32 protein-coding genes, 1 tRNA gene and 1 other RNA gene are annotated in these 23,139 nt (G+C 42.6%); 28 read left to right on the top strand and 6 right to left on the bottom strand.

Translation table 11 applies throughout. From position 1 onward, the window contains the following. The first annotated feature begins 58 nt into the window (after nt 1–58). The 3 genes from rsmI to NO991_RS19700 all read left to right on the top strand — a co-directional run bounded on the left by rsmI (nt 59) and on the right by NO991_RS19700 (nt 2,094). Nucleotides 59–916, top strand: a complete 858-nt coding sequence (gene rsmI, locus NO991_RS19710) for a 16S rRNA (cytidine(1402)-2'-O)-methyltransferase (RefSeq protein ID WP_058585920.1) — start codon at nt 59–61, stop codon at nt 914–916. 42 nt (nt 917–958) lie between these two features. Further along, an RNA gene (gene rnpB, locus NO991_RS19705) (RNase P RNA component class A) lies at nt 959–1,324 on the top strand. Between the two features lie 248 nt (nt 1,325–1,572). After that, the gene (locus NO991_RS19700; RefSeq protein ID WP_054554188.1) at nt 1,573–2,094 is read left to right on the top strand and encodes a hypothetical protein; all 522 of its coding nucleotides are present in this window, start codon (nt 1,573–1,575) and stop codon (nt 2,092–2,094) included. A gap of 42 nt (nt 2,095–2,136) precedes the next feature. Here NO991_RS19700 and slmA read toward each other — a convergent pair whose 3' ends face one another. Both slmA and coaBC read right to left on the bottom strand, forming a co-directional pair. Further along, a complete protein-coding gene (slmA, locus tag NO991_RS19695; protein WP_166339573.1) occupies nt 2,137–2,724 on the bottom strand; it encodes a nucleoid occlusion factor SlmA in 588 nt (195 codons plus the stop codon). Nucleotides 2,725–2,836: 112 nt separating this feature from the next. Then, nucleotides 2,837–4,030: a bifunctional phosphopantothenoylcysteine decarboxylase/phosphopantothenate--cysteine ligase CoaBC gene (gene coaBC / locus NO991_RS19690; RefSeq protein ID WP_235374046.1), complete on the bottom strand. Its 1,194-nt coding sequence runs from the start codon at nt 4,028–4,030 to the stop codon at nt 2,837–2,839. Nucleotides 4,031–4,174: 144 nt separating this feature from the next. On the opposite strand from coaBC, the gene radC reads away from it, so the two are divergent. From radC to alr, 17 genes are all read left to right on the top strand, one after another. Then, nucleotides 4,175–4,849: a DNA repair protein RadC gene (gene radC / locus NO991_RS19685; RefSeq protein ID WP_294409771.1), complete on the top strand. Its 675-nt coding sequence runs from the start codon at nt 4,175–4,177 to the stop codon at nt 4,847–4,849. Nucleotides 4,850–5,122: 273 nt separating this feature from the next. Continuing rightward, the gene (gene rpmB, locus NO991_RS19680) at nt 5,123–5,359 is read left to right on the top strand and encodes a 50S ribosomal protein L28 (RefSeq protein ID WP_036973115.1); all 237 of its coding nucleotides are present in this window, start codon (nt 5,123–5,125) and stop codon (nt 5,357–5,359) included. A gap of 11 nt (nt 5,360–5,370) precedes the next feature. After that, nucleotides 5,371–5,526: a 50S ribosomal protein L33 gene (gene rpmG, locus NO991_RS19675; RefSeq protein ID WP_022946036.1), complete on the top strand. Its 156-nt coding sequence runs from the start codon at nt 5,371–5,373 to the stop codon at nt 5,524–5,526. A 227-nt stretch (nt 5,527–5,753) separates the two neighbouring features. Continuing rightward, complete coding sequence (rpsF, locus tag NO991_RS19670; protein ID WP_036973113.1) at nt 5,754–6,095, top strand: 30S ribosomal protein S6; 342 nt, start codon at nt 5,754–5,756, stop codon at nt 6,093–6,095. A 67-nt stretch (nt 6,096–6,162) separates the two neighbouring features. Continuing rightward, nucleotides 6,163–6,465, top strand: coding sequence for a primosomal replication protein N (gene priB / locus NO991_RS19665; protein WP_036973732.1), 303 nt, complete (start codon nt 6,163–6,165; stop codon nt 6,463–6,465). A 12-nt stretch (nt 6,466–6,477) separates the two neighbouring features. After that, entirely contained in the window at nt 6,478–6,705 is a 228-nt protein-coding gene (gene rpsR, locus NO991_RS19660; RefSeq protein WP_002962753.1) for a 30S ribosomal protein S18, read from the top strand. Nucleotides 6,706–6,740: 35 nt separating this feature from the next. Then, nucleotides 6,741–7,193, top strand: a complete 453-nt coding sequence (gene rplI / locus NO991_RS19655) for a 50S ribosomal protein L9 (RefSeq protein WP_054554192.1) — start codon at nt 6,741–6,743, stop codon at nt 7,191–7,193. 303 nt (nt 7,194–7,496) lie between these two features. Continuing rightward, nucleotides 7,497–7,928: a type IV pilin protein gene (locus NO991_RS19650; protein ID WP_327077894.1), complete on the top strand. Its 432-nt coding sequence runs from the start codon at nt 7,497–7,499 to the stop codon at nt 7,926–7,928. Nucleotides 7,929–7,933: 5 nt separating this feature from the next. Next, nucleotides 7,934–8,386: a GspH/FimT family pseudopilin gene (locus NO991_RS19645; RefSeq protein ID WP_371352322.1), complete on the top strand. Its 453-nt coding sequence runs from the start codon at nt 7,934–7,936 to the stop codon at nt 8,384–8,386. Beyond that, a complete protein-coding gene (locus NO991_RS19640; RefSeq protein WP_054554195.1) occupies nt 8,383–8,784 on the top strand; it encodes a prepilin-type N-terminal cleavage/methylation domain-containing protein in 402 nt (133 codons plus the stop codon). The genes NO991_RS19645 and NO991_RS19640 overlap by 4 nt, the downstream gene beginning before the upstream one ends. Continuing rightward, nucleotides 8,781–9,305, top strand: a complete 525-nt coding sequence (locus NO991_RS19635; protein ID WP_371352321.1) for a prepilin-type N-terminal cleavage/methylation domain-containing protein — start codon at nt 8,781–8,783, stop codon at nt 9,303–9,305. Before NO991_RS19640 ends, NO991_RS19635 begins: the two co-directional genes overlap by 4 nt. Continuing rightward, the gene (locus tag NO991_RS19630) at nt 9,298–11,046 is read left to right on the top strand and encodes a polymer-forming cytoskeletal protein (RefSeq protein ID WP_371352320.1); all 1,749 of its coding nucleotides are present in this window, start codon (nt 9,298–9,300) and stop codon (nt 11,044–11,046) included. The genes NO991_RS19635 and NO991_RS19630 overlap by 8 nt, the downstream gene beginning before the upstream one ends. A 142-nt stretch (nt 11,047–11,188) precedes the next feature. Then, nucleotides 11,189–11,740 (top strand): RNA polymerase sigma factor, encoded by a 552-nt coding sequence (locus tag NO991_RS19625; RefSeq protein ID WP_054554197.1) that lies wholly within the window; start codon nt 11,189–11,191, stop codon nt 11,738–11,740. Continuing rightward, nucleotides 11,727–12,212, top strand: a complete 486-nt coding sequence (locus tag NO991_RS19620; RefSeq protein ID WP_187491037.1) for a hypothetical protein — start codon at nt 11,727–11,729, stop codon at nt 12,210–12,212. Before NO991_RS19625 ends, NO991_RS19620 begins: the two co-directional genes overlap by 14 nt. A gap of 11 nt (nt 12,213–12,223) precedes the next feature. Beyond that, on the top strand, nt 12,224–13,165 hold the full coding sequence (locus NO991_RS19615) for a DUF4097 family beta strand repeat-containing protein (protein ID WP_058583800.1): 942 nt from the start codon (nt 12,224–12,226) through the stop codon (nt 13,163–13,165). A 111-nt stretch (nt 13,166–13,276) separates the two neighbouring features. Beyond that, nucleotides 13,277–14,656 carry a replicative DNA helicase gene (gene dnaB / locus NO991_RS19610; protein WP_054554199.1) on the top strand — a complete coding sequence of 460 codons (1,380 nt, stop codon included), beginning with the start codon at nt 13,277–13,279 and terminating at the stop codon, nt 14,654–14,656. Further along, nucleotides 14,656–15,735 carry an alanine racemase gene (gene alr, locus NO991_RS19605; protein WP_300362495.1) on the top strand — a complete coding sequence of 360 codons (1,080 nt, stop codon included), beginning with the start codon at nt 14,656–14,658 and terminating at the stop codon, nt 15,733–15,735. Before dnaB ends, alr begins: the two co-directional genes overlap by 1 nt. Nucleotides 15,736–15,740: 5 nt before the next feature. Here the strand turns inward: alr and NO991_RS19600 are convergent, their stop codons facing one another. Next, entirely contained in the window at nt 15,741–15,980 is a 240-nt protein-coding gene (locus tag NO991_RS19600; RefSeq protein ID WP_054554201.1) for a DUF2960 domain-containing protein, read from the bottom strand. Between the two features lie 115 nt (nt 15,981–16,095). On the opposite strand from NO991_RS19600, the gene NO991_RS19595 reads away from it, so the two are divergent. From NO991_RS19595 to NO991_RS19585, 3 genes are read left to right on the top strand one after another with little or no spacing between them, the layout of a single operon-like run. Then, nucleotides 16,096–16,353 (top strand): YkoF family thiamine/hydroxymethylpyrimidine-binding protein, encoded by a 258-nt coding sequence (locus NO991_RS19595; protein ID WP_054563401.1) that lies wholly within the window; start codon nt 16,096–16,098, stop codon nt 16,351–16,353. A 20-nt stretch (nt 16,354–16,373) separates the two neighbouring features. Continuing rightward, entirely contained in the window at nt 16,374–16,997 is a 624-nt protein-coding gene (gene pnuC / locus NO991_RS19590; protein WP_058583797.1) for a nicotinamide riboside transporter PnuC, read from the top strand. Then, the gene (locus NO991_RS19585; protein WP_300362501.1) at nt 16,998–17,804 is read left to right on the top strand and encodes a phosphotransferase family protein; all 807 of its coding nucleotides are present in this window, start codon (nt 16,998–17,000) and stop codon (nt 17,802–17,804) included. Here NO991_RS19585 and NO991_RS19580 read toward each other — a convergent pair. After that, the gene (locus tag NO991_RS19580; protein WP_054554205.1) at nt 17,801–17,983 is read right to left on the bottom strand and encodes a hypothetical protein; all 183 of its coding nucleotides are present in this window, start codon (nt 17,981–17,983) and stop codon (nt 17,801–17,803) included. The two genes, NO991_RS19585 and NO991_RS19580, sit on opposite strands and share 4 nt — an antisense overlap. Before the next feature lie 219 nt (nt 17,984–18,202). Here NO991_RS19580 and NO991_RS19575 point away from each other — a divergent pair. Beyond that, nucleotides 18,203–18,277 (top strand) — tRNA-Arg (locus NO991_RS19575). A gap of 61 nt (nt 18,278–18,338) precedes the next feature. Beyond that, nucleotides 18,339–18,560 (top strand): Rho-binding antiterminator, encoded by a 222-nt coding sequence (locus NO991_RS19570; RefSeq protein ID WP_194442935.1) that lies wholly within the window; start codon nt 18,339–18,341, stop codon nt 18,558–18,560. On the opposite strand, the gene zntB is transcribed toward NO991_RS19570, so the two are convergent. After that, nucleotides 18,555–19,526, bottom strand: a complete 972-nt coding sequence (gene zntB, locus NO991_RS19565) for a zinc transporter ZntB (protein WP_054554207.1) — start codon at nt 19,524–19,526, stop codon at nt 18,555–18,557. The genes NO991_RS19570 and zntB overlap by 6 nt on opposite strands. 160 nt (nt 19,527–19,686) lie before the next feature. Here zntB and NO991_RS19560 point away from each other — a divergent pair, with 160 nt between their 5' ends. The 3 genes from NO991_RS19560 to NO991_RS19550 are packed head-to-tail and all read left to right on the top strand — an operon-like array spanning nt 19,687 to nt 22,178. After that, a complete protein-coding gene (locus tag NO991_RS19560) occupies nt 19,687–20,109 on the top strand; it encodes an ATP-dependent zinc protease (protein WP_054554208.1) in 423 nt (140 codons plus the stop codon). Nucleotides 20,110–20,167: 58 nt separating this feature from the next. Next, the gene (gene rimK, locus NO991_RS19555) at nt 20,168–21,073 is read left to right on the top strand and encodes a 30S ribosomal protein S6--L-glutamate ligase (RefSeq protein ID WP_054554209.1); all 906 of its coding nucleotides are present in this window, start codon (nt 20,168–20,170) and stop codon (nt 21,071–21,073) included. Between the two features lie 46 nt (nt 21,074–21,119). Continuing rightward, nucleotides 21,120–22,178, top strand: a complete 1,059-nt coding sequence (locus NO991_RS19550) for a succinylglutamate desuccinylase/aspartoacylase family protein (protein WP_138601134.1) — start codon at nt 21,120–21,122, stop codon at nt 22,176–22,178. A 338-nt stretch (nt 22,179–22,516) separates the two neighbouring features. On the opposite strand, the gene NO991_RS19545 is transcribed toward NO991_RS19550, so the two are convergent. Further along, the gene (locus NO991_RS19545) at nt 22,517–23,077 is read right to left on the bottom strand and encodes a mechanosensitive ion channel domain-containing protein (RefSeq protein ID WP_095209703.1); all 561 of its coding nucleotides are present in this window, start codon (nt 23,075–23,077) and stop codon (nt 22,517–22,519) included. Nucleotides 23,078–23,139 lie beyond the last annotated feature (62 nt).

Below are 23,139 nucleotides of genomic sequence, written 5' to 3'. Positions count from 1 at the left end.
GATTTCCCGATACGTTAACGCGATTTGCTTATATTACTGACTGACGCAGGAGACCTCAATGTTAAATGAGGACAATTCAGATAAAATCGGCACTCTTTACATTGTTGCCACGCCTATTGGTAACTTTGATGACATCAGCCAGCGTGCCATCCAAACCCTATCTGAGGTTGACTTAATAGCCGCTGAAGATACTCGTCACACAGGAAAGTTGTTAAGCCATTTTAATATCAAAGCAAAAACCTTTGCTTTACATGACCATAACGAGAAACAAAAAGCGCAACAAATTGTAGATTGGTTAGAGCAAGGAATGAATATTGCGCTGGTATCTGACGCCGGCACGCCACTTATTAGCGACCCAGGTTATGCGGTGGTTAATTTATGCCGTGAACAAGGCGCGCACGTCACGCCGGTGCCGGGGGCATGTGCTGCAATTACCGCGGTGTGTTGTTCTGGTTTACCAACAGATCGTTTTCAGTTTATTGGTTTTACACCTGCAAAGAGTAAAGCAAGGCAGAGCTTTTTTATCGAAGCGGTAAACTCAGGTATTACTAGCATCATGTATGAAAGTACCCACCGTATAATGGCGAGCCTTGATGATTTAGAAGCAGCTCTCGGTGCAGAGCAGCCAGTAGTGTTTGCCAAAGAACTTACCAAAACTTTCGAAACCTTTTTCAATGGCACAGTTGCCGAGCTAAAACAGTTCTTAACGGATGATCCCACTAAGCAGCGTGGTGAAATCGTACTGATGCTACCGGGTAAAGCAAAGCAAAGTGACGATATTCCAGAAGATGCGCGCCGCATGCTAGGTTTACTCGAAGCCGAAATGCCACTGAAAAAAGCCTGTGGTGTTGTGGCTGAGTATTTTGGTTTGAAGAAAAATGCACTTTATAAAGCAATTATTGACGAAAAAGACTAATTCTTTACTGCATAGACGTGCGCGCTCAGGTATACTGCGCGCCGAGTCAGCCGAGATAATCGCTGCCTGCAACGAAAATACGCAGGGGGAGGAAAGTCCGGGCTCCACAGGGCAGGGTGCCAGCTAACGGCTGGGGGGCGCGAGCCTACGACAAGTGCAGCAGAGAGGAGACCGCCAACTTCGGTTGGTAAGGGTGAAAGGGTGCGGTAAGAGCGCACCGGGCCACTGGTAACAGTTGGTTGCAAGGTAAACTCCACCCGGAGCAAGACCAAATAGGGTTCTATCATTTTAAATAATGAACGCGTGGCCCACGTGAGAACCGGGTAGGTTGCTTGAGCCATAGAGCAATTTATGGCCTAGACGAATGATTATCCACGACAGAACCCGGCTTATTGGCTGACTCACCAAATTTAAAGAAAGCCCACAGTGAAAACTGTGGGCTTTTTGCTTTTTGGGCGGAGAAAATCCACTCCGCTCAATATTCAAAATGAATCATCATTCTTTGCTCTTTAATCTCGATTACCCCTTTAAGTTGTTTAACCATTCTCTGCAATCTAGGAATATTTCTTAGGCTTACTAAGAAAGTCACTCATTATCATAACGGCTTGTTCTTCATATCCTTTAAGTCTGATTTACTTTTGCTTAAAGGATTGAAAGTGAGTGTTATTGAGGGCAGTACTAAGGAATTTGGCAATACGACTATTCTACTTCATAGCTTGGGTTCTTCTTGTTATAGAATCGAATGGTATAGCCGGATGACGGGCGCATCGACGAGTTTAGCGAGGCTCACGCAAGGCAAGTACGTTGTTATTCGTAAATGGGCGCAAGTTAAAAATATGGCCGATGTTTCGAGTGAATTTAGTAGTCGAAATAGTGCGTTGATACACTTTTTAAATAACGTTGATATTGTTAAATCCCATGATGACTGGATCAGTGCCGCTAAGCAGCATTGTCTAAATTTGTTTGTTGAAAATGAAGGGCTAAAACCAGTTACTAAAGCGAGTTTCCCTAAACCGAGGTTGCAAGGAGCAATAGGAAAAGAAGTTGTTGTGAAATCGAAACTGGGTGAAAGGGAAATTGCTCAGGGCTTACTATTGCAGCTTGTTGGTAACCAGGCCGAAATTCAATTAACTAACTCAAAAAAGAAATATTTTTCAAATCAAGTGTATATAAGGTAGGTATTAAGCTGGTAGTTTAACTACCAGCTAATAAAACTTGAACTACAACCAAATCTTTTGTAACTCTGGCCATTGCTTTTCAAATTGTGTACTGGGTTTTGCTTTAAAGTCGCTGCGCACGAATTGGTTCATCTTACCTTCTACATAGGCGAGTAAGAAGTTGGCTAGGGTGCTTTCGTCTGACTGGAATGCTTTACCTTCGCGCAGTTTGCGCTCGCGTAGCACTTGCTTGAACTGAGTTTCTAGCTTTTCAAATAAGCCTTGTACACGTTCACGTAAACGCTCTTGTTCACCTTGTAAGGCATCACCGGTCAAAATGCGGGTAATGCCCGGGTTTTTCTCGGCGAAGGCTAACAATAACAGCAAAATATTGTAGACACGTGTTTGGCTTTCTTTCTCATTTTCTAAAATGAGGTTAATGCGTGATAACAGGGTATCTTCAATAAACTCGATTAGGCCCTCAAACATCCGTGCTTTACTCGGAAAATGACGATATAACGCAGCTTCAGACACACCGACCTCAGCCGCAAGTTTTGCGGTTGTGATACGTTGACCTGGGCTGGTTTCTAACATTTGTGCGAGTGCTTGCAGAATCTGCTCTTTGCGATTACTTCTTTTTGTCGCAGGCATGACCATTCCTTTCTTATAATTTATTACTTGCGCTGTTGGGAGTCAGACAAGCCATTTTTTGTGCAAATGAGTGGCTTATGTTAATGTTTTATTCAGTTTCTTTCCAGCATTTTTACAAACGCTTGGCAAGCTCAGTCATTACGCTCATGGCTAAATCTTTTTTACTTCCCATTGCTAAATCTAGCTGCTCATTGTGCCAGAAGAGTGTTAAAGCATTATGATCAGAATTAAAGCCAAGGCCTTCTTTTGATACGTCATTTGCGCAGATCATATCGAGATTTTTGTTCTTTAACTTACCTTGTGCATAGCTTGCAACATCTTGAGTTTCTGCCGCAAAGCCAACGGTATAAGGGCGGTTTTCGCTAAGTGCTGCGACATTAGCGATGACATCTGGGTTCTTAACTAAAGTAAGGGTTAGTTCATCGCCTTGCTTTTTCATCTTTTGCTCATGAATTGCAGCTGCACGGTAATCAGCCACTGCTGCACAGCCGATAAAAGCATCCGATTGCGCGGCCAGTTCCATTGAGGCGGTAAGTAATTGCTCAGCACTTTCTATATTAGTAAGCAGGGCATTAGCAGGTGCTTTAATTGTTACGGGGCCTGAAATCAGATTTACCTTTGCACCTAGCGCAAGTGCAGCTTCTGCAAGGGCATAACCCATTTTGCCTGAGCTGTGGTTAGAGATATAACGAACCGGGTCGAGGGCTTCTCGGGTTGGTCCTGCAGTAATCGTGATGGTTTTGCCTGCAAGTAATGGCTCTACTTCAGGTTGTGTACAAAGCGCGACTAACTCATGAGGCTCTAACATGCGTCCTGCGCCTACATCACCACAGGCTTGCTCGCCTTTACCTGGGCCCCAAATAGCCACGCCACGCTCATTAAGTGTGGCAAGGTTTGCTTGTGTAGCAGGGTGGGCATACATTTGTTGGTTCATGGCAGGTGCAACCGCCACTTTTGCAGGGGTAGCCAGTAGTAGGGTCGTCAGTAAGTCATCTGCAATACCCATGGCCATTTTCGCTAAAATATTACTGGTTGCAGGGGCGACTAAAATAAGGTCTGCCCATTTGGCAAATTCGATATGACCCATTGCGGCTTCTGCTGCTGGGTCGAGTAATGAATCAGAAACAATCTCACCGCTTACCGCTTGCATTGTTAAAGGAGTAATAAAGTGTTTGGCTGAGTCGGTCATGACGACTTTTACTTCACAGCCTTGATCTTTTAAACGGCGAACAAGTTCTGCGCATTTATAGGCTGCAATACCACCACTCATACCTAACAGGATTTTTTTATTTACTGATTTTGTCATTACGTGAAATTTAACCTTTGTCGATATGGGCTAACGATAGCAAATCTTTACCGATAGCATGAAGTTTTCTTTTCTACAGACAGGAAAAAACTAAATTTTATAGTACAGTTTAATATATGGAATAGTTGTTTTAAGGATGAAGCAATGCCATTAACCGATTTACCTTTATCAGCAAGACCGCGGGAGAAGTTACTTGCCCAAGGTGCCAAAGCACTCTCAGATGCAGAGTTATTAGCAATATTCTTACGTACCGGTGTACCGGGCATGAATGCCATTGAGCTGGCTGAGCACCTGCTCGATATAAACAGCACTTTGCACGACTTATTTAATGCATCTGAACAAGAGTTTTGTGCCCAAAAGGGTTTAGGAGCTGCTAAGTATGTGCAGCTTCAAGCGGTACTTGAATTAAGCCGGCGCTATATGCTTGAGCAATGTAAGCGCGAGGCACTATTTAACTCGCCACAAGCCGTGTATGACTATTTAACTATTCAGTTACGTGGCTTACAGCAGGAAGTATTTATGGTGCTGTACTTAGATAGTCAAAACCAGTTGATTAAAGACGAAGTACTTTTTTACGGCACTATTAATGCTGCGTCTGTGTACCCCCGTGAAGTGGTTAAAGCAGCGCTGCGTAATAATGCGGCGGCACTAATACTTGCTCATAACCACCCAAGTGGAGTTGCTGAACCTAGTCAGGCCGATAAATTGATCACCACTAAATTGCAGCAAGCTTTAGCCTTAGTCGATATAAATGTGCTGGATCACATCATAGTGGGTGGTGAAAATTGTGTTTCGTTTGCCGAAAGAGGGCTTATATAGAGCCAACTGTATTAGAGAGTGTGTTAAAAATGAGCAGTTTAGGGCGATTTTAGAAATTAGTTTAATTTAAATGCAGTTTTTACTTTCCCTAAGGGCATTCGATCTTTATAATTAGCCGCTATCAAATTTACACATGAGCTGATTGGATAAGATCTGTTACTTGATCTTTGCCTGTATAAGCTGTATAAAGAGCGCCCTTCGATTTATCCCGGGGCACAAATACTGGCCTAAGGGAAAATTAAGCTCGAGCGAAGTTATTGGAGATATATAGACATGTCTAAAGTATGTCAAGTTACAGGTAAGCGTCCAGCGGTTGGTAATCACCGTTCACACGCGAGAAACGCGACTAAACGTCGTTTCCTACCTAACCTACAAACTCACCGTTTTTGGGTTGAAAGTGAAAAACGTTTTGTAACACTACGCACTACTACTAAAGGTATGCGTATTATCGATAAAAAAGGCATCGACGCGGTTCTTACAGAAATCCGTGCTCGTGGCGAAAAAGTTTAAGGAACTGAATCATGCGCGATAAGATCCGTTTAGTTTCAACTGCTGGTACTGGTTTTTTCTACACTACCGACAAGAACAAGCGTAACATGCCTGAAAAAATGGAAATCAAAAAATACGATCCTAAAGCTCGTAAACACGTGATTTTCAAAGAAGCTAAAATCAAGTAATTTTAGTTTTCAGAATTCAAAAACCCAGCCTCGGCTGGGTTTTTTGTTTTTAGCGCTTAGAAATTATTATTAGAGCACAATAATCTAGCTTGGCTTGCTGTTTTATCTTGCTTAATTATCAATCTAAGCGTAAAATGCGCGCTCATTTCGGCTTATTAAATTTAATTCCTTGCCTTAAACCGACTGGCCGAAACGGTAGAAGGCTCTATTAACCGTAAGGAATATCCATGCGTCATTACGAAATCGTATTCATGGTTCACCCTGATCAGAGTGAGCAAGTACCTGGTATGATCGAACGTTATACTGGTTCTATCACTGAAGCTGGTGGTACTATCCACCGTCTTGAAGACTGGGGCCGTCGTCAATTGGCTTACCCAATCGACAAGCTTCACAAAGCTCATTATGTTCTTATGAACGTTGAAGCACCTACTGAAGTAATCAGCGAGCTAGAAACTACTTTCCGCTACAACGATGCAGTGCTTCGTAACTTAGTTATGCGTACTAAAGACGCTGTAACTGAAGCATCTCCTCTTGCGAAAGAAGAGAAGAAAGAAGCACCAGCTGCTTAATCGTTTTGAGTTCAAGCATGGCGCTTGCAGTTGAGACAAAAAGATGAGCCAACCGCTTAATCCTTATATGAATCAGCTGACACTATCTGGGGTTGTTTGTAAAACACCTAAATATAGTCAAAGCCCTGCTGGTATACCGCATTGTATTTTTGTTCTTGAACATAAATCGATGCAAGTTGAAGCAGACCTTAACCGTAATAGTTATGTCAGGCTTCAAGTTGTTGCCAGCGGCACGCCAATGCAACAACAAACTCAACAATTGCACGTTGGGCAACAAGTGCAAGTGACGGGGTTTTTAAACCGTCACGAAGGCCGAAACGGCTTAAGCCAATTGGTCTTGCATGCTCAACATATAGAAAGAATTTTTTGAGGAATTTTACTCATGGCACGTTATTTCAGACGTCGTAAGTTCTGCCGCTTCAAAGCGGAAGGCGTACAACAAATCGATTATAAAGATCTAGCTACTCTTAGAAACTATGTTACAGAAAGTGGCAAAATCGTACCTAGCCGTATCACAGGTACTAGCGCTAAATATCAGCGTCAGCTAGCAACTGCTATCAAGCGTGCTCGCTACTTAGCCCTTCTTCCATACACTGACTTACATAAGTAAGCAGCGGATTAACAGTTTTTAAAAGGTGTAGAGACATGCAAGTTATTCTACTAGACAAGATCGCAAACCTAGGTGGCCTAGGTGACCAGGTTGTAGTTAAATCTGGCTTCGCACGTAACTTCCTTTTCCCACAAGGTAAGGCAGTTCCTGCAACTAAAGCTAACATCGAAACTTTCGAAGCACGTCGTGCTGATTTAGAAGCTAAGATCGCTGAAGATCTAGCTGCTGCTCAAGCTCGCGCTGACAAGTTAGAAGCATTAGCTGAAGTTACACTAGTTTCTAAAGCTGGTGACGAAGGCAAGTTATTCGGTTCTATCGGTACTCGCGACATCGCTGAAGCTATTTCAGCTGTTGGCGTTGAAGTTGCTAAATCAGAAGTTCGTTTACCTCTAGGTACTATCCGTGAGACTGGCGAATTTGACGTAGCAATCGCAGTACACTCAGACGTATCGGCTACTATCAAAGTAATCGTTATCGCTGAAGCTTAATAGCAATATTAAGTAAAAAAAGCCGCACTTAGGTGCGGCTTTTTTGTGCCTGAAATTTATAAATTGTAGCATTTTGTACCGCTATTGCTTCTTCAGTTGCCATCCAATAGTATTGGTTTCTATATTTTAAACATACAAATACTAACCCTATATTATTACCTATTTTAAGAACATACGTTCTTTTTTCTTAATTTCTTTGTTCTTATTAGTATAATCGAATGAGTAAAAGTAAATTGGTTAAAATTGACACTGACAACGCTGTCATTTATATTATGCTGGTTAAAAAGTATTAAGGGGTTAAGGTTGAGAAGTGCATTAGTATCACATGGAATGGGTAAACAAACAGGCTTTACACTAGTTGAAATTCTTATCGTGATCGCTATTTTAGGGATTCTGTATAGCGTAGCACTGCCAGCTTACACTGAGCACATGCAACGTAGTCGCCGTGCAGATATTCAACAAGAGTTACTGCAATACAGCGCCAGTCTTGAACGAATTTATTCACGAAATGGCGGCTACCCCAATGCATTTGCAACTCAAAATACTGACTATTACAACCTTACTTACACAGCAACAGATAAAGTATCAGGTGCTGTAAGCGATTTTAAAAATCGTGGCTACAGTTTAAAAGCCGCTCCTAAATCGGGTTCGGCGCAAGCGAGTGATCGCTGTGGTGACTTAACCGTTAAACATGATGGTAGTTATAGCGCTTCATTTAGTGATTGCTGGGAGTAACACAATTGCGTCGAATTGCAGGGTTTACCTTAATTGAGTTAATGGTTGTGCTGAGTGTTATTGGCATTATGGCAGCCCTTGCTTTCCCGTCTTTTAGTCAGCAAATTTTGCAAGATCGCGTCGTAACTACTGCAAATCAATTAAATAGTGCTTATAAATTTGCACGCAGTGAAGCGGTCAAACGCGACAAACCTATTAACCTAGCTGTTAGTAATAATAGTTGGCAAGTGACCCTCAACGAGGGCGGCGTAGACACGGTTTTAAAAGAATTTTCGGTCACAAAAAGCGGCGTTGCCGTCAATTTAGTCGCATTGGCCATTAGTGCCAGTGGCGAAGTTGATAAACAAGCTGAAATTTTAGTGAAAGATGAGCACACAAATACCACTGATTACGTGATGTGTGTGCTTAAAAGTGGCCAAAACTGGTTAGTAGAAAATTCACAGCGAGGATGTGCATGAATAAGCAGGCAGGCTTTTCATTATTAGAAGTGATGATTTCAGTGGTGATCGCTGGCATCGCATTATTAGGCTTGGCGGCAGCGCAGCTAAAATCGCTGCAATATGCAACCAATAGTTTTGATTACACTGTGTCACTTATTCAAGGGCAAAACACCATTGAGCGTTTGTGGCCACGCATTTGTGAAATTCAAAAAACTAATACCGCACTTTTTCAAGACGCGATATTTAGAGCTTCGCTCGCGCCACAAGTGAGTGATTATCAGCTGACGATCCCAGCTACTTACAGTGATGACATGCAAATTAATGTGGCTTGGGTTGATAAACGCATGACAGACAATGCAGAAAATCAAATTAGTCTAAATGCCAGTTTTCCTGATTTAACGGCAGTGTGCTCATGAATAAACACGTTCAGGGTTTTACCTTAGTTGAACTGATGGTGGCATTGGCTGCCGGCGCTTTTTTATTAGCGGGAGTGAGCTTGTCTTACTCGGCGATAAAAAGCACGATTGAAGTAAGTAAAGAGCTTGAAAACGCTCAAGAAGTGATTCGCTATACTAGTAAAGTATTCACCCGCAGCATAAAGCAGGCACAACTAACACCGACCATCAGTGCAGATAAAAGCACGATTACCATTACTCAACCTAGCGGAGTGATTGCTTGTGATGGCTCTGCGACAACTGCGCAGGTGGTTGAAGTATATAGCTTAAATGGTAGCAACTTAATGTGTTCACTCGATGGTGCTGCCTCAGAGCGATTACTGACAGGAATCGAAGCTTTGTCATTTGATATCGCCGGTGAGCTTGTCACAGTCACTGTAAAGCCAAATGATTTACCAGCTCAGTTCGGTAATGGTATTAACATTGATATTGCCTTAACTAATGCAATATTAGTCAAAGCATACGGAGCTGGCAGTGTATAACAAGCAAAATGGTTTTACCCTAATTACAGTGTTGATCTTGACCAGTATGGCTAGCATAGTGGTGCTTAGTTCGCTACGTGAAAACGTTGTTCAAGAACGTTTAAGTGGCAACTTTCAAAAGAAATTAAACAGCCGCTTAATGGCTGAAAAAGGTGTGTTTGAACAAGCTAAGTTATTGCAACAAACCTTGAATGAGGAAGGTGTATTAGCGGTTGAAGATTTGATCAGTAAAACCAGTAACGCATCGGGCTCTGGTGTTATTGCTGATGATGCCATTTTTAATGCCAGTTTAAGTCAAAATGCTGCTGGTGAGCTTGAAATTGCAAGCTTAGGGCAACGATTTGATGGTGACGCACAAAGTAACTTAGTCGCCCGTTTTGCAGTACAAGGCGCGAAAGGTAGCTCTGTTTTCACTAATGCGATGGTGGGCTGTAAGGGAGTCGATTTATCGGGCAGTGGTAGTATCGATAGCTATGACTCGAGCAAAGGCACCTACGAAGAAACCAAGTCAAATGATGGTGATGTTTCAACGATTGCTGGTGATTCAGATGTAGTGCTATCGGGTCATTCACCGATAAAGGGCGATGTAAAAGCGACCGGAGTTATTTACTTAAATGGCTCATCACCAATTATTGGTAATATCCATTCGAACTCCGGTGTTTATATCTCTCCTGGCAGTGGTTTACGTGTAGACGGTAATGTCTATACCCGTGGTTATTATACCCATCGTGGCGGGACTGTTTCGGGGGTTGTGCGAGCCAATGGTGATGCAAAAATGCAGTGGTCAACATTCATCACGAATAGCCAAGGCGAAGCGTTGGATATTATGTATGGCGGTTCAGGCGATTTTAAAGATACCAGCAATAACCAGCAAGATGGTGTGCATTATAGTGATCGTAAATTTAACGTGAACCCGAATGTTGAACCGGTAACTGTAGCCGATCCAGCTGCACCCGATTATGACCCTACAAACCCAGATACCAGTTGCGACCCGTTAATTTTGCCAGAGAAAATGACAGGCATCACAGACCAAGTAAGCAGTTACAGCTCTATTTCCGTAGGTCCTACGCAACAATTTAAGCTTAATACTGAAAAGGGCTATTTTAGTCGCGGTGGTAGCCAAGTTATTATGCCAAGCCTTGCTGATGTTTTCTTGTTTAACTCTAAAGCACAGAACCAAGCTAATGGTAGCAATAGCAAAGAGTATATTTTTGCTCTTGATAGACTCAAAATGACCAGTGACGGCAAAATGGAAGTTTCTGGTGGTGATGTTATTTTACTGATTGATGGTGACTTTTCGATGGCGGGGAGCACAACACTGACTATTAAAAAAGACAGTAGTTTAACTGTGTTATTAACCGGAAAAGTCAATATTGGCGCAGGCGCAAAAGTTATTACTGAGCAAGAAGGATTAACTACTAGTGGTCATCCGTCGTTATCATTCTACTCATCATTTAATGGTGTAAATGGCGTGCAATTTAGCGGTGCTGCGAATTTATATGCGGCTATTTATGCCCCTTTGACAACGGTGAAGCTATCGGGAAGTGGTGAGCTGTTTGGTAGTGTACGTGGCTCTACAATTACCGCAACAGGGGGCAGTGGTGCTCACTATGATGCGGGTTTATTACAAGTACAAAATGGCGGCACGCCTGCTTCTTCGGCACGTATCGTATTTTTAGGTTGGAGCTACAAAACTGCAGAAACAACTGAAGAAGAAAGCGAAGCATCACCTGCCGAATAACGTAAATCCCCAAATAAAATTGTGTAAGCTCAATTATTTGTAGCTTACACAAAAAAATTTAATTTCATTTAAACCTTTTGAATCCCTCCTTACGTCTAATACACTAAATTCACAACAATAATCATAAAGGACAACATCCAGGATGTTGATAGATGCAGAACAAGCGTTCGCCCAGCAAAGTGAGCATGCCTTGATAGAGCGCGTAAAAAGCGGTGATCAAGCAGCCTATGCAACACTTTATGAGTTGCATGTGAAGCGGGTTTATAGCCTATGTTTGCGATTGCTTGCAGACAAAGAGCACGCCGAAGATGCAACACAAGAAGTGTTTGTACAGTTGTGGCACAAAATCGCGAACTTTGATGGACGCTCACAATTTTCGACTTGGTTACACAGTGTTACCAGCAATATTGCGATTAGCTACATTCGCAAACATAAAAGCTGGTTTCAAAAAGTAGTGAGTTTTGAACAAAGCGGTATGGATGAGCAAAGCGCAGCAGATTGCGACGGCTTTAACGGCCTTGACAAATTAGTACTGAGACTACCTGAGCGAGCACGTATGGTGTTTGTACTTCATGCAATTGAAGGCTATCGCCATGAAGAGATAGCAAGCATGCTTGATATGGCAGTCGGTTCAAGTAAATCGCAATTTCACCGTGCAAGGCAGTTATTAAAAGAGTGGTATGAAAATGAGTAAGCCAGAATTTGAACAATTTTTAAATGACTCGCTTAACCAGCAGCAAGATATTAGCCCAGACAAAGATCTCTGGCCCGGTGTTGAGCGAGCAATTGCAACAGGGCAACCAGAGCAAACTGAGAAGCCAAACCATGGCTGGAATAAACTCGCTGCAGTTGCCGCTTGTTGTATTGCCGCACTATTGACCGTACAGCTTTTTGTTGGCCAAGGTGAGCCAAATAGCATGATGGCAATGAGCGATTATTTTACTAAGCAAAAGCAAGGTTTGTTGGTGCAGTATCAAAATCAACCTGCGTTAACCGATAACTGGCAGCAGCAACTAAAAGAGTTAGAAGAAGCCGAAAGTGCCATAAAGCAAGCACTTGAGAATGAACCTGAAAACCCAGCTTTATTACAAATGCTGTCGCAGGTTTATCAGCAACAACTGGACTTAATTAACAAGGTGCATGCACCGAAGTGGCAAACGATTTAGGAGTGACAATTATGAAATTACTAGCCTTAACTTTAGGATTACTGCCACTGATGGCAATGGCAGGACAAACCATTAATGAACAAATTGATGTACCTGCAAATAAACGCATTTTTATTGAAAACCAACGTGGTGATGTACGCATTGAAGGGTGGGATAAACCACAACTTAAAATCGAAGGTGAGCTTGACGATAAAGCACAAGGTTATCGTTTAGAGGTTGAAGGCAGCCGTGTTGAATTTATCGTAAAAATGCCGCGTAACTTAGGTGGCTGGAATAGTGGTGACGGTTCTCGTTTAACCATTTACATGCCAAAAAGCAGTGAGCTTGAATTTGCTGGGGTGAATGTCACAGTTAGTGCTAAAGAGCTTGAAGCGGGCGCAGAGATTGATACCGTCAACGGTGATATCACAGTGCAAGATATTCGCGGCAACATGAGCTTTGAAACGGTCAATGGCGATGTAAATGCCCACGACTTAAACGGTGATATTCGCTTTGAAACCGTTAATGGTGAAATTAACGATAAAAACTCACAAGGTGCTTTACGCTTTACCGCGGTGAATGGCGACATTAAGTCAAAGACCAAAGCGCAAGATGTGCGTCTTGAAAACGTAAACGGTGATATCGACTTTGCATTTGATGCAATTAAAAAACTGCGTATTAATACCGTTAACGGTGAAGCTGAAGTTCACATCAATAAGCTGCTTGAAGATGCCAATATTCGTTTTGAATCAGTCAGTGGAGACGCCGAGTTTTACTTCCCAGCTGATGTATCGGCAAAGTTTGAAATTGAAGCTCACGCTAACGGTAAAATCGTTAATGAGCTTAGTGATGACAGAGCAACGAAGGCGAAATACGGCCCATCTAGCGACTTAGAATTTAGTATTAACGGTGGGGATGCTGATATAGAAATGGATACGATTAGCGGACGCATTGAACTTCGTAAACAGAAATAACGATTACAGTTCACTCAATTACAATAAAGCGGGAAGTTTTCCCGCTTTACTATTTGCAGAGCCTTAGCAAGTAGATAGAATAGAGCCATTCAATTTTAGTTTTGTGATGTTATGGCCAAACCAGATAAGCAAGTCGATACGTTAAAAGTCCCTCCCCATTCAATAGAAGCTGAGCAATCTGTTTTAGGTGGTTTAATGCTTGATAATCAAGCGTTTGACCGTGTTGCTGAGTTAGTGGTTGCACAGGATTTTTATACCCGCACCCATAAGCTCATTTTTGAAGCAATGGTGAATCTTGCTGAAGGGGGTGATCCAATCGATTTGATCACTATTTCTGAGAGCTTAGAGAAAAACAATCAGTTAAGTAGTGTTGGTGGTTTTGCCTACCTTGCTGAAATTGCCAAGAACACGCCAAGTGCGGCGAACATTGATGCTTACGCGAATATCGTACGAGAGCGTGCTGTTATTCGTGAAATGATTGGTGTTGCGAACGAAATTGCAGAAGCTGGTTTTAGCCCCGAGGGGCGAACTAGTCATGACCTGCTTGATTTTGCTGAAAGTAAAGTATTCAAAATTGCTGAGCAGCGTAGTAAAAGCACCGAAGGCCCACAAAACTTACATAGTATCTTAGAAAAAACCGTTGATAAGATTGAAGAGCTTTATCAGTCGCCACAAGATGGTGTGACGGGTGTAAGTACCGGCTATACCGATCTGGATAAAATGACGGCGGGTATGCAGCCTTCTGACCTTATCATTGTGGCGGCACGTCCATCGATGGGTAAAACAACCTTTGCGATGAACTTAGCCGAACACGCCGCCATGACACAAGATAAGCCTGTACTTATTTACTCATTAGAGATGCCTTCAGAGCAAATCATGATGAGGATGCTAGCATCGCTAGGTCGTATTAACCAAACTAAGGTTCGTACCGGCCAGCTAGATGATGACGATTGGGCGCGTCTGTCGTCAACCATGGGTTTGTTGATGGAAAAAGGTAAGATGTATGTTGATGATGCATCGGGCCTAACACCTACAGATGTGCGTTCGCGTGCACGTCGTATTGCCCGCGACCATGGCGGTATTAGTATGATCATGGTCGATTACTTGCAGCTAATGCGTGTGCCAAGCTTGTCGGATAACCGTACTTTAGAGATCGCTGAAATCTCTCGTTCATTAAAAGCACTGGCAAAAGAACTGCAGTGTCCGGTTATTGCACTATCGCAGCTTAACCGTACCCTAGAGCAACGTGCCGATAAACGCCCAATCAACTCCGACTTACGTGAATCAGGCTCAATCGAGCAGGATGCCGACTTAATCATGTTTATTTACCGTGATGAAGTATATAACGAAGACAGTGCAGAAAAAGGCGTGGCCGAAATCATTATAGGTAAGCAACGTAACGGTCCAATCGGTAAAGTACGTTTAACCTTCCAAGGTCAATTCTCGCGTTTTGATAACTACGCGGGTCCAGCTATGGACGACGAATACTAATGCGCTTAGCCATTGCCGAAATCAACCTAAAAGCACTTGCTCATAATTTAGCACAAGTGAAGCGCTTTGCGCCTGGTTGCAAAGTAATGGCAGTGCTTAAAGCCAACGCCTATGGCCATGGCTTAGTAAAAATTGCCCAATATCTAAATGATGCCGATGCTTTTGCGGTTGCTCGAATAGACGAAGCGTTAGCGCTACGTGCAGGTGGACTGACAAAACCGATTGTATTGCTTGAAGGTTTTTTCCATAAAGATGATTTACCTATCTTGCTTGCCAATAACTTTCAAACCATTATTCACGATGAAAATCAACTGACAACGCTTGAAAACACAAGCCTTGATGCACCAATTGCATGCTGGTTAAAGGTGAATACGGGGATGCATCGACTGGGTATTGCGCCATCGCAATTTGAGTCTTTCTACAGTCGCTTAAAAGCAAGCCCAAATGCCCGTGATGACATTAAGTTAATGACGCATTTCTCGTGCGCCGATGACATCAATGATGAAAAGACCTCTCAGCAAATTGCCTTATTTGATTCATTGGCAGAAGGCAAAAGTGAGCAGCATTGCCTTGCAAACTCTGCTGGCATTATTGCTTGGCCAAAAGGCCATGGTGAGTGGGTGCGCCCTGGCTTGATGCTTTATGGCGTATCGCCAATGCTTAATGGTGTAGGGCAGCAGCACGGACTAGAGCCTGTTATGCGTTTAACAACGCGAGTTATCGCGATACGCGATGTCGATGCCGATCAGTGTGTTGGCTATGGCGGGCGTTGGCACAGCGATAAACCGACTAAGCTTGCGGTGGTTGCGATGGGCTATGGCGATGGTTATCCACGCCATGCCGAGCAGGGCACACCTGTAGTTATCAAATCACAACGCTATGGTATTGTTGGCAGTGTAGCGATGGATATGATCACGGTGGATATTGGTGATAACCGCGACAACATCAAAGTTGGTGATGAGGTGATTATGTGGGGGCCTGAGCTACCCGTTGAAGAGATTGCCCAGTGCGCAACAACCATTCCTTACGAATTACTCTGTAATATCACCCCACGTGTAAGCTACGAGTATCAAGAGTAACTTTGTTACTCTTTAATAAAATACACGTCACTGAAACCCATTCGTGCGAATTCTTGGTCACGAAAGTTACGTACTGCTGCAGAGCCTTTTGAAGTCATTTCGACTTGCTGTTCCATCTTTAAATAATTGGTTAAATCAATGCCTTCAGCCGCAGCAATGGCATGGTACATATCGCGGTATTTATCTTTTGCAAAATTGATTTCGCGAGGCTGGTTTTTAAATTTGTAAGTGATGCGGCGTGCCATAATGAATCCTCAATGTTTATCGGGGCTGATTTTACACTAAAAAATAACCATAGCCATGACTTGTTAGTATAAGCGGGTTACAATGCAATACTTTTCAAAGACTCGGTAAATCATAATGAAACTTTCAGTAGAGATCAGTAAGTACCCACTACATCAAGACTACATTCCGTTTATCAAAGGTTTTATTGACCGTGTAAACAGTTACGAAGGGCTTAAAGTGATCACCAATACCTTATCTACTCAGATTTTTGGTGACTATGATTTAGTGATGTCTGTACTTAATACTGAAATCAAACGTTCTTATGAAGAGTTTGGTAAAGCTATTTTTGTCTGTAAATTCTTACATGGTGACTTGTCGCCTAGCGAAGACTAAACCCTAAAGTAGCGCGTGTTATGGAATTTTTAAGCGAAACCTTCTCAGGCTTTACTGCCATGTCGCATTGGGAATATATTGCTGTTGCCTTATCGATGGCGTATTTACTGTTAGCGATTAAAGAAAGCTTATGGTGTTGGCCAGCCGCGTTTGTGAGCACCTTTATTTATACCGTAATGTACTGGAATGGCGCACTGTTGATGGAGTCGCTACTTAATTTTTACTATATGTATATGGCGGTATATGGTTGGGTGGTTTGGCGCAGGGGCATGAATAATAAAGATCATCTGCCCATTATTTCATGGTCGTTAAAGCGTCATGCGGTGATTTTGCTTGCCACCTCACTGGCCTCAGTTGCCATTGGTTTTGTGATGACCAATTACACCCACGCTGATTTTGCTTATTTAGACAGCTTTACCACCTGTTTTGCAGTGGTGACAACCTACCTTGTTGCCAAGAAGGTACTGGAAAACTGGTTGTATTGGATTGTGATTGATGCGGCATCTATGTACCTATACTTTGAAAAAGGGTATTACCCAACCTTAGTACTTTTCGTGTTTTACACCATTATGGCCGCGTGGGGCTTTAAAACCTGGTATGAAGAATACGAGCAGCATCAGGCTAAGCCGCTTGCACAGCTATAGATGAAAACTGAGCAACAAATTCACGCGCTTTTTACGCGCTTCAACTCACGTTTAGTTATCACCTCAATCAGCCCGCTGGTTGAGGGGCTAAGCAATGATAACTACCTAGTTAAAACAGCAAGCCAAGATTTCTTGGTTAAGCACTATCGCGACCACTGGCCGGCGATTGGCCTTGCGGCGCAAGCGCATTTTGCAAAGCAAAGCTGCTGCCCAGCCCCACTTTGGTTAGAACAAGCAACCGATACGGCTATTTTCGAATACGTGGCAGGCAGCATTGCCAGCGGTGAGTTTGGTAGTAGCTTATTGCCCGACTTAGTTAATTTACATCGTTACCCTGTGCTTACTGAACCGATGGATATTGCCTACGAAATTAACTACTACCAGCAAACAGCGCGGTACCAGCAACATTCAGAGCTAATAAAACAGTCTCTGGCTTATATTGCTTCAGCGCCTAAAGACATGGGCTTTTGTCATAATGATTTAGTGAAAGAAAATATCATTGTGAATGAGACGGGGATGTTTTTAATCGACTTTGAGTATGCCAAAAGCAACGATGTTTATTTTGACTTAGCTGCGCTGGTAGTGAGCTTTGCGTTAAATGATGAGCAGCAACTGGCTTTACTTAAAGGATATCAAGCGTTAGTGTGCGAACATCACGAGTTTTACTTATCAGTTGAAAAGCTCGCGGCATTTCATGCGCTGTTTTTGCTTTTATGTATTTGTTGGTATGAACAACGCGGTGCAATGGATAAAGTGGCGCCACTGCTTACACAGCTTAACCACTTCATAGAAAAAGCTAAAAATTAAAGACCGCCAATTCGCTCAGCAAGTTCTTTATATTTTTTTACATCTTCTTGTTCAAACAAAGGCTCCCCTTTGTCATCTTGTGATTTCGAGATCAGTAAATGCTCGCGAGCAAGACGTTTTACGCGTTCGACTTTTACACCTAAAAACTCCGCGACTTGCTCTGTAGACATTAAACTCATGATCAAATTCCCCTTACATGGCAATACTGCCACCTTGTTATTAATTTTATTAAGTATACGTTAATACCTTGGTTCTGCACGAAAGTGAAGTGTTTTAATGCAAATTGCTGAATTTATGTGCATATAAAGGCCTCGATGCTAGCATTTAGCACAAGATGCCATTATCATTGCCGGGTTGTCATGCTGATATCGCGAGTCAGTATTGATGACGACAAATGTGCTCTCGTGGTGAAATGGATATCACGTGGCCCTCCGGAGGCTAAGTTGCAGGTTCGATCCCTGCCGAGAGCGCCATTTGCTCTTCACTTTAATATCTTCTAAGCTCGATTTATTCCTTCAGCAGTCTCAAAAGCCAATGACTTATCAACCCATCGCCTGTGGCGACTACGATAAATATGAATTATGGTGCATGCATAACTCTTTATTACGCATTACCTTAGAATCTGGTGAGCAGTTAGAAGGTAAGGCAAAGACCTTGAAGATACTCAACTCCGGTGGCGAGCACCTGATTTTGGCAACAAAAAAAGGCGAACATGCCGTCCGCCTTGATTTAATTAAAAAGGTTGTCGAGCTATAGCCATTTTTTATTTTTAAAGTAAATGCCAATCCCAACGGTTAGCACCACCAAGAAAATAATAAACAAGCTAAATGCGTAAGGGCTTTCAGTGCCCGGAATACCGCCTACGTTTACACCTAATAAGCCTGTTAAGAAGCCAAGTGGTAAAAACAATGCAGCAACCACCGACATCACATACATGCGCTGATTTAGTTGCTCAGATACTTGGCTAGTAATTGCTTGTTGAATAATTTGCGCGCGTTCAATTGAGCTATCTAGCTCTTCTAAATAACGGATCAACATATTAGTTGTTTCGTTTAAGCGTGCCTTATCGTCTTCATCTAACCACTTATACTTGTTGTTTAACAAAGTAATAAGTGCTTCTTTTTGTGGCCGTAGATAACGTTTTAACGCGATTGTCTGGCGGCGAATTTGTGCTAATGATTGATGATCAAAGCCTTTGTTTGGTTCATCAATTTCATCTTCAAATCCATCGAGTGTGTCATCTAAATTGTCGATAACAGCTTGCATACGCGAGGTTAGGTTTTGCGCTAATTGGCACACTAACTCAGAAATTGTGCAAGGACCATTGCTGCCATCGAACGATTCAACAATATCTTGCACCGATAATAAACGGCGCTTACGTGTTGTGACCACAATGTTTTCGTTAATAAACAAGCGTAGCGAGACCATGTCTTCTGGACTTTGCGCTGGGTTTAAGTTAACTCCACGTAAAAACAGCATATTACCATTAGTGACTTTACTTAAACGCGGGCGTGTTTCATCGGCAATCAGCGACTCAAGTTCGTAATCAGTTAATAAATTACTTTGCTCAAGCCATTCAACGGCTTCAGCTTGACTGTAGTCCATGTGCACCCAAAGTTTTCCGTGTTCGGGTTGCCAATTTTGCAGCTCAGTACTATTTTCAATAGCACGTGCACCGCCTTGTTCGTCTAAGATTAAGACATGAAGTAACCCATTGATCATATTGAACTCTCGTTTTACAAATAGTGCGATATAGTTGAGTATATACATTAGTATAGTCAAGACTATATTAATGAAATCGATTTATCGAGGGGATAAATATATTTCGTTGGTGTTTCTAGCTCTGTAGCGTATAAGACACTTTTTTATAGAGGGCACATTAATGAGCGCAAAAATTATTGTTGGCTGGCGAGAGTGGCTTGGCCTGCCTGAACTGGGAATAGAAAAAATCAAAGCAAAAGTTGATACCGGAGCGAGAACTTCATGTATTCATGCTTTTGACATTGAGGAATTTTCAGAAAATGGCGAAGCATGGGTGAAATTTACTACCCATCCTCTACAAGACGATGTAGAAACAACGGTAGAGTGTCGCGCCAAAGTAGTTGAGCGTAAGTATGTGACCAGTTCAAGCGGTCAGCGTGAGCTACGCTACTTTATTGAAACAAAATTAGTCGCAGGAACCCAAAGCTGGCCTGTAAGGGTGACTTTAAGTAACCGTTCAACAATGAAGTTTAGAATGTTGTTAGGGCGTACAGCAATGGAAAATCGCATAGTCGTTGATCCGGCTTTATCTCATTTATTATAGGAAAAGGACTTATCACACGTTGTTACGTGTATGAGTTTATCAGTTAAGGTTTTTAACTATGAAACTTGGTATTTTATCTCGCAACCAAAATTTATATTCAACACGTCGCTTAATTGAAGCAGCAGAGCAACGTGGTCACGAAGTGAAAGTAATTGATGCACTTCGTTGTTATATGAACATCAATTCAGAGCAGCCTGAAATCCATTACCGCGGTGAAAATTTAAAAGATTTTGACGCTATCGTACCGCGTATTGGTTCATCAGTGACCTTTTATGGCTGTGCGGTATTACGTCAGTTTGAAATGATGGGGGTATTCCCTGTCAATGAATCAGTGGCGATCACTCGCTCACGCGATAAGTTACGTTCATTACAGCTACTTTCACGTAAAGGTGTGGGTATGCCAGTAACAGGCTTTGCAAGTAAACCTGATGATGTAAAAGATTTATTAAGCATGGTGGGTGGCACACCAGTGGTTATTAAGCTACTTGAAGGTACCCAAGGTATTGGTGTGGTATTAGCTGAAACACGTAAAGCTGCAGAAAGTGTAATTGAAGCGTTTATGGGCTTAAAAGCCAATATTATGGTGCAAGAGTATATCAAAGAAGCGGGCGGTGCGGACATTCGCTGTTTTGTATTAGGCGATAAAGTAATTGCTGCGATGAAGCGTCAAGCGCAAGAAGGTGAATTTCGCTCTAATTTACACCGAGGTGGTAGTGCGACATTGGTTCGTATTACTCCAGAAGAGAGAAGAACAGCGGTTGCAGCTGCTAAAGCGATGGGTTTAAACGTAGCGGGTGTTGATTTACTTCGCTCTGCACGTGGTCCATTGGTGATGGAGGTTAACTCATCACCTGGTCTTGAAGGTATTGAAGTTGCAACCGGCAAAGACATTGCAGGCATGATTGTTGAGTTTATTGAAAAAACAGCGGCATCAAAAAGAACTGCAACGCGTGGTAAAGGTTAAGCCTTTACCCATAGGAAAATAAGCGCTCTATTAAAAGGAAAAGTGCGTGGCTAAGGTTAAGAAAAATACACCGTTTTCAATTTTAGGCGATACGGTTGGTGTTGGCGAACGTAAAACATTTGCGATTGAAGCTGCCAAGCTTTACACCCACTCGCCGTTAAATATTCCAATTGAAGTCGTCAATGGTGTGCAGCAAGGGCCTGTATTAATGGTATGTGCTGCAATTCACGGTGATGAGCTCAATGGTGTTGAGGTTGTTAGGCAGTTGCTTGCTAAAATCGATCCAGAGCAATTGCGCGGTACTATTATTGCGGTACCGATTGTGAATGTGTTTGGCTTTATTCACAAGTCACGCTATTTACCAGACCGCCGTGACATGAACCGCAGTTTTCCGGGCTCAACACGAGGCTCGTTAGCAGGGCGAATGGCGAATGCGTTTTTTACTCAGGTGGCAATGCATTGTACGCATATTATTGATTTGCACACAGGTGCAATTCACCGAACTAACTTGCCACAAATTCGTGCCAATTTGAGCGACCCTGCAACGGCGGCTATGGCAAAAGCGTTTGGTACTCCAGCGGTGATTGACGCGTCACTTCGTAATGGCTCATTGCGCAGTGAAGCGGCCAATTTAGGAATACCCGTTATTACCTATGAAGCCGGCGAAGCGCTACGCTTTGACCCAATAGCCATTGCAGCTGGTGTGCAAGGTGTTGACTATGTCATGCGCCATTTAAAAATGGTGCGTGGCAAGCGTGCTAAAAAGCTACCAGAGCCGATTATTGCAAGCTCGACGAGTTGGGTACGCGCTGAAGTTGACGGTATTGTTCGTGCACAAGTATCACTCGGTGAGCGAGTAATGAAAGGGCAGGTTCTAGCTTATATTAGTAGCCCTCTTGGTGATGCTGAGCTTGAGTTACTAGCGCCACGCAGCGGTATTGTCATTGGTCAGCAAACAATGCCGCTGGTAAACGAGGGGGATGCCGTATTCCATCTTGCTTACTTTGCTCACGCAAACAGCCTAGTTGAACAACAGCTCGAAAACTTTATTGATGAAATAAGTGATATTGAAGACGAGTTAAAAACCGCAGAATTAAATAACTAATACCCTATTCTGTAATTCAAAAAGCCAAACTACCTGTTTGGCTTTTTTGTATCCGCCTGTCCCCATCTAATACTTGACCTTAGAGCAAGTACAAGTTTTATAGTTTTTTTACTTACTTGTCGTAAGAATGACTAAAGGATCAAAGATGAAAATTTTTCTATTTTATACAGGCTTATGCACGCTTGCTATTTCACTTACGCACGGCTTTTTTACTGAGCAAAGTGTTGTTCACATTGTGTTATTTCACCCTCTAGTCATTTTATTTAGTTTTATATTAATCGCCTATGGAAGCAGAAAAAAAACACCTCTTTAGCAAGCATCTCGTTAACTTAAAGTCGTTACTTTTTTGGACCTAAAATACGTTTTATGGTTGGCGCTTTGGTTGCCGTAGGTGGGTTTTTTAGGACCATCACAGGGCGGGTAACAAAGATGTTGTTTGGGTAAATCACTTTGTGACCATCAACGTGTTCAAGTACCACGTTCATTAGTCCCATTTCGATAATGCGGCCTTCTAAGAAGTTTGCACCGTCAATTACTCTCACCCAAAAGCCAACGCGGCAGTCGTTTTGAATAAACATCAACAAGAAGGCTGTTAGGTTACTTAGTAACGACCAGGCTGCAAAAAGCGCGACACCTAGCATGGCAAAAATGGATGAGCCAAGTACTAGTAAGCCGCGTAGCTCTATACCCCAAAAAACCAATACTAAACACAGCATGACAATGGCAAGAATGATATTGAGCAACAGCTCAGCACGGTATTCACGATGCGGATCAGCTTTGCCTTTAATTGCTTTTAACAGCAGTTTTTTGGTGGTTTTACGAAGCAGCGGGTAAAGCAAAACTGCGATGACAGTCACGATTAAATGATATTGCTCGTTAAAGAATTCGACGAAGTCCAAAAGGGTTCCTAAATTAATATTTTACGTTTCGATTTTAGCTTTTTAGCTAAACAATAACACTA

This window comes from Pseudoalteromonas sp. DY56-GL22 (assembly GCF_041414715.1).
Taxonomy (GTDB): Bacteria; Pseudomonadota; Gammaproteobacteria; order Enterobacterales; family Alteromonadaceae; genus Pseudoalteromonas; species Pseudoalteromonas simplex.
This window is presented reverse-complemented; position numbering and strand designations above follow the sequence as displayed.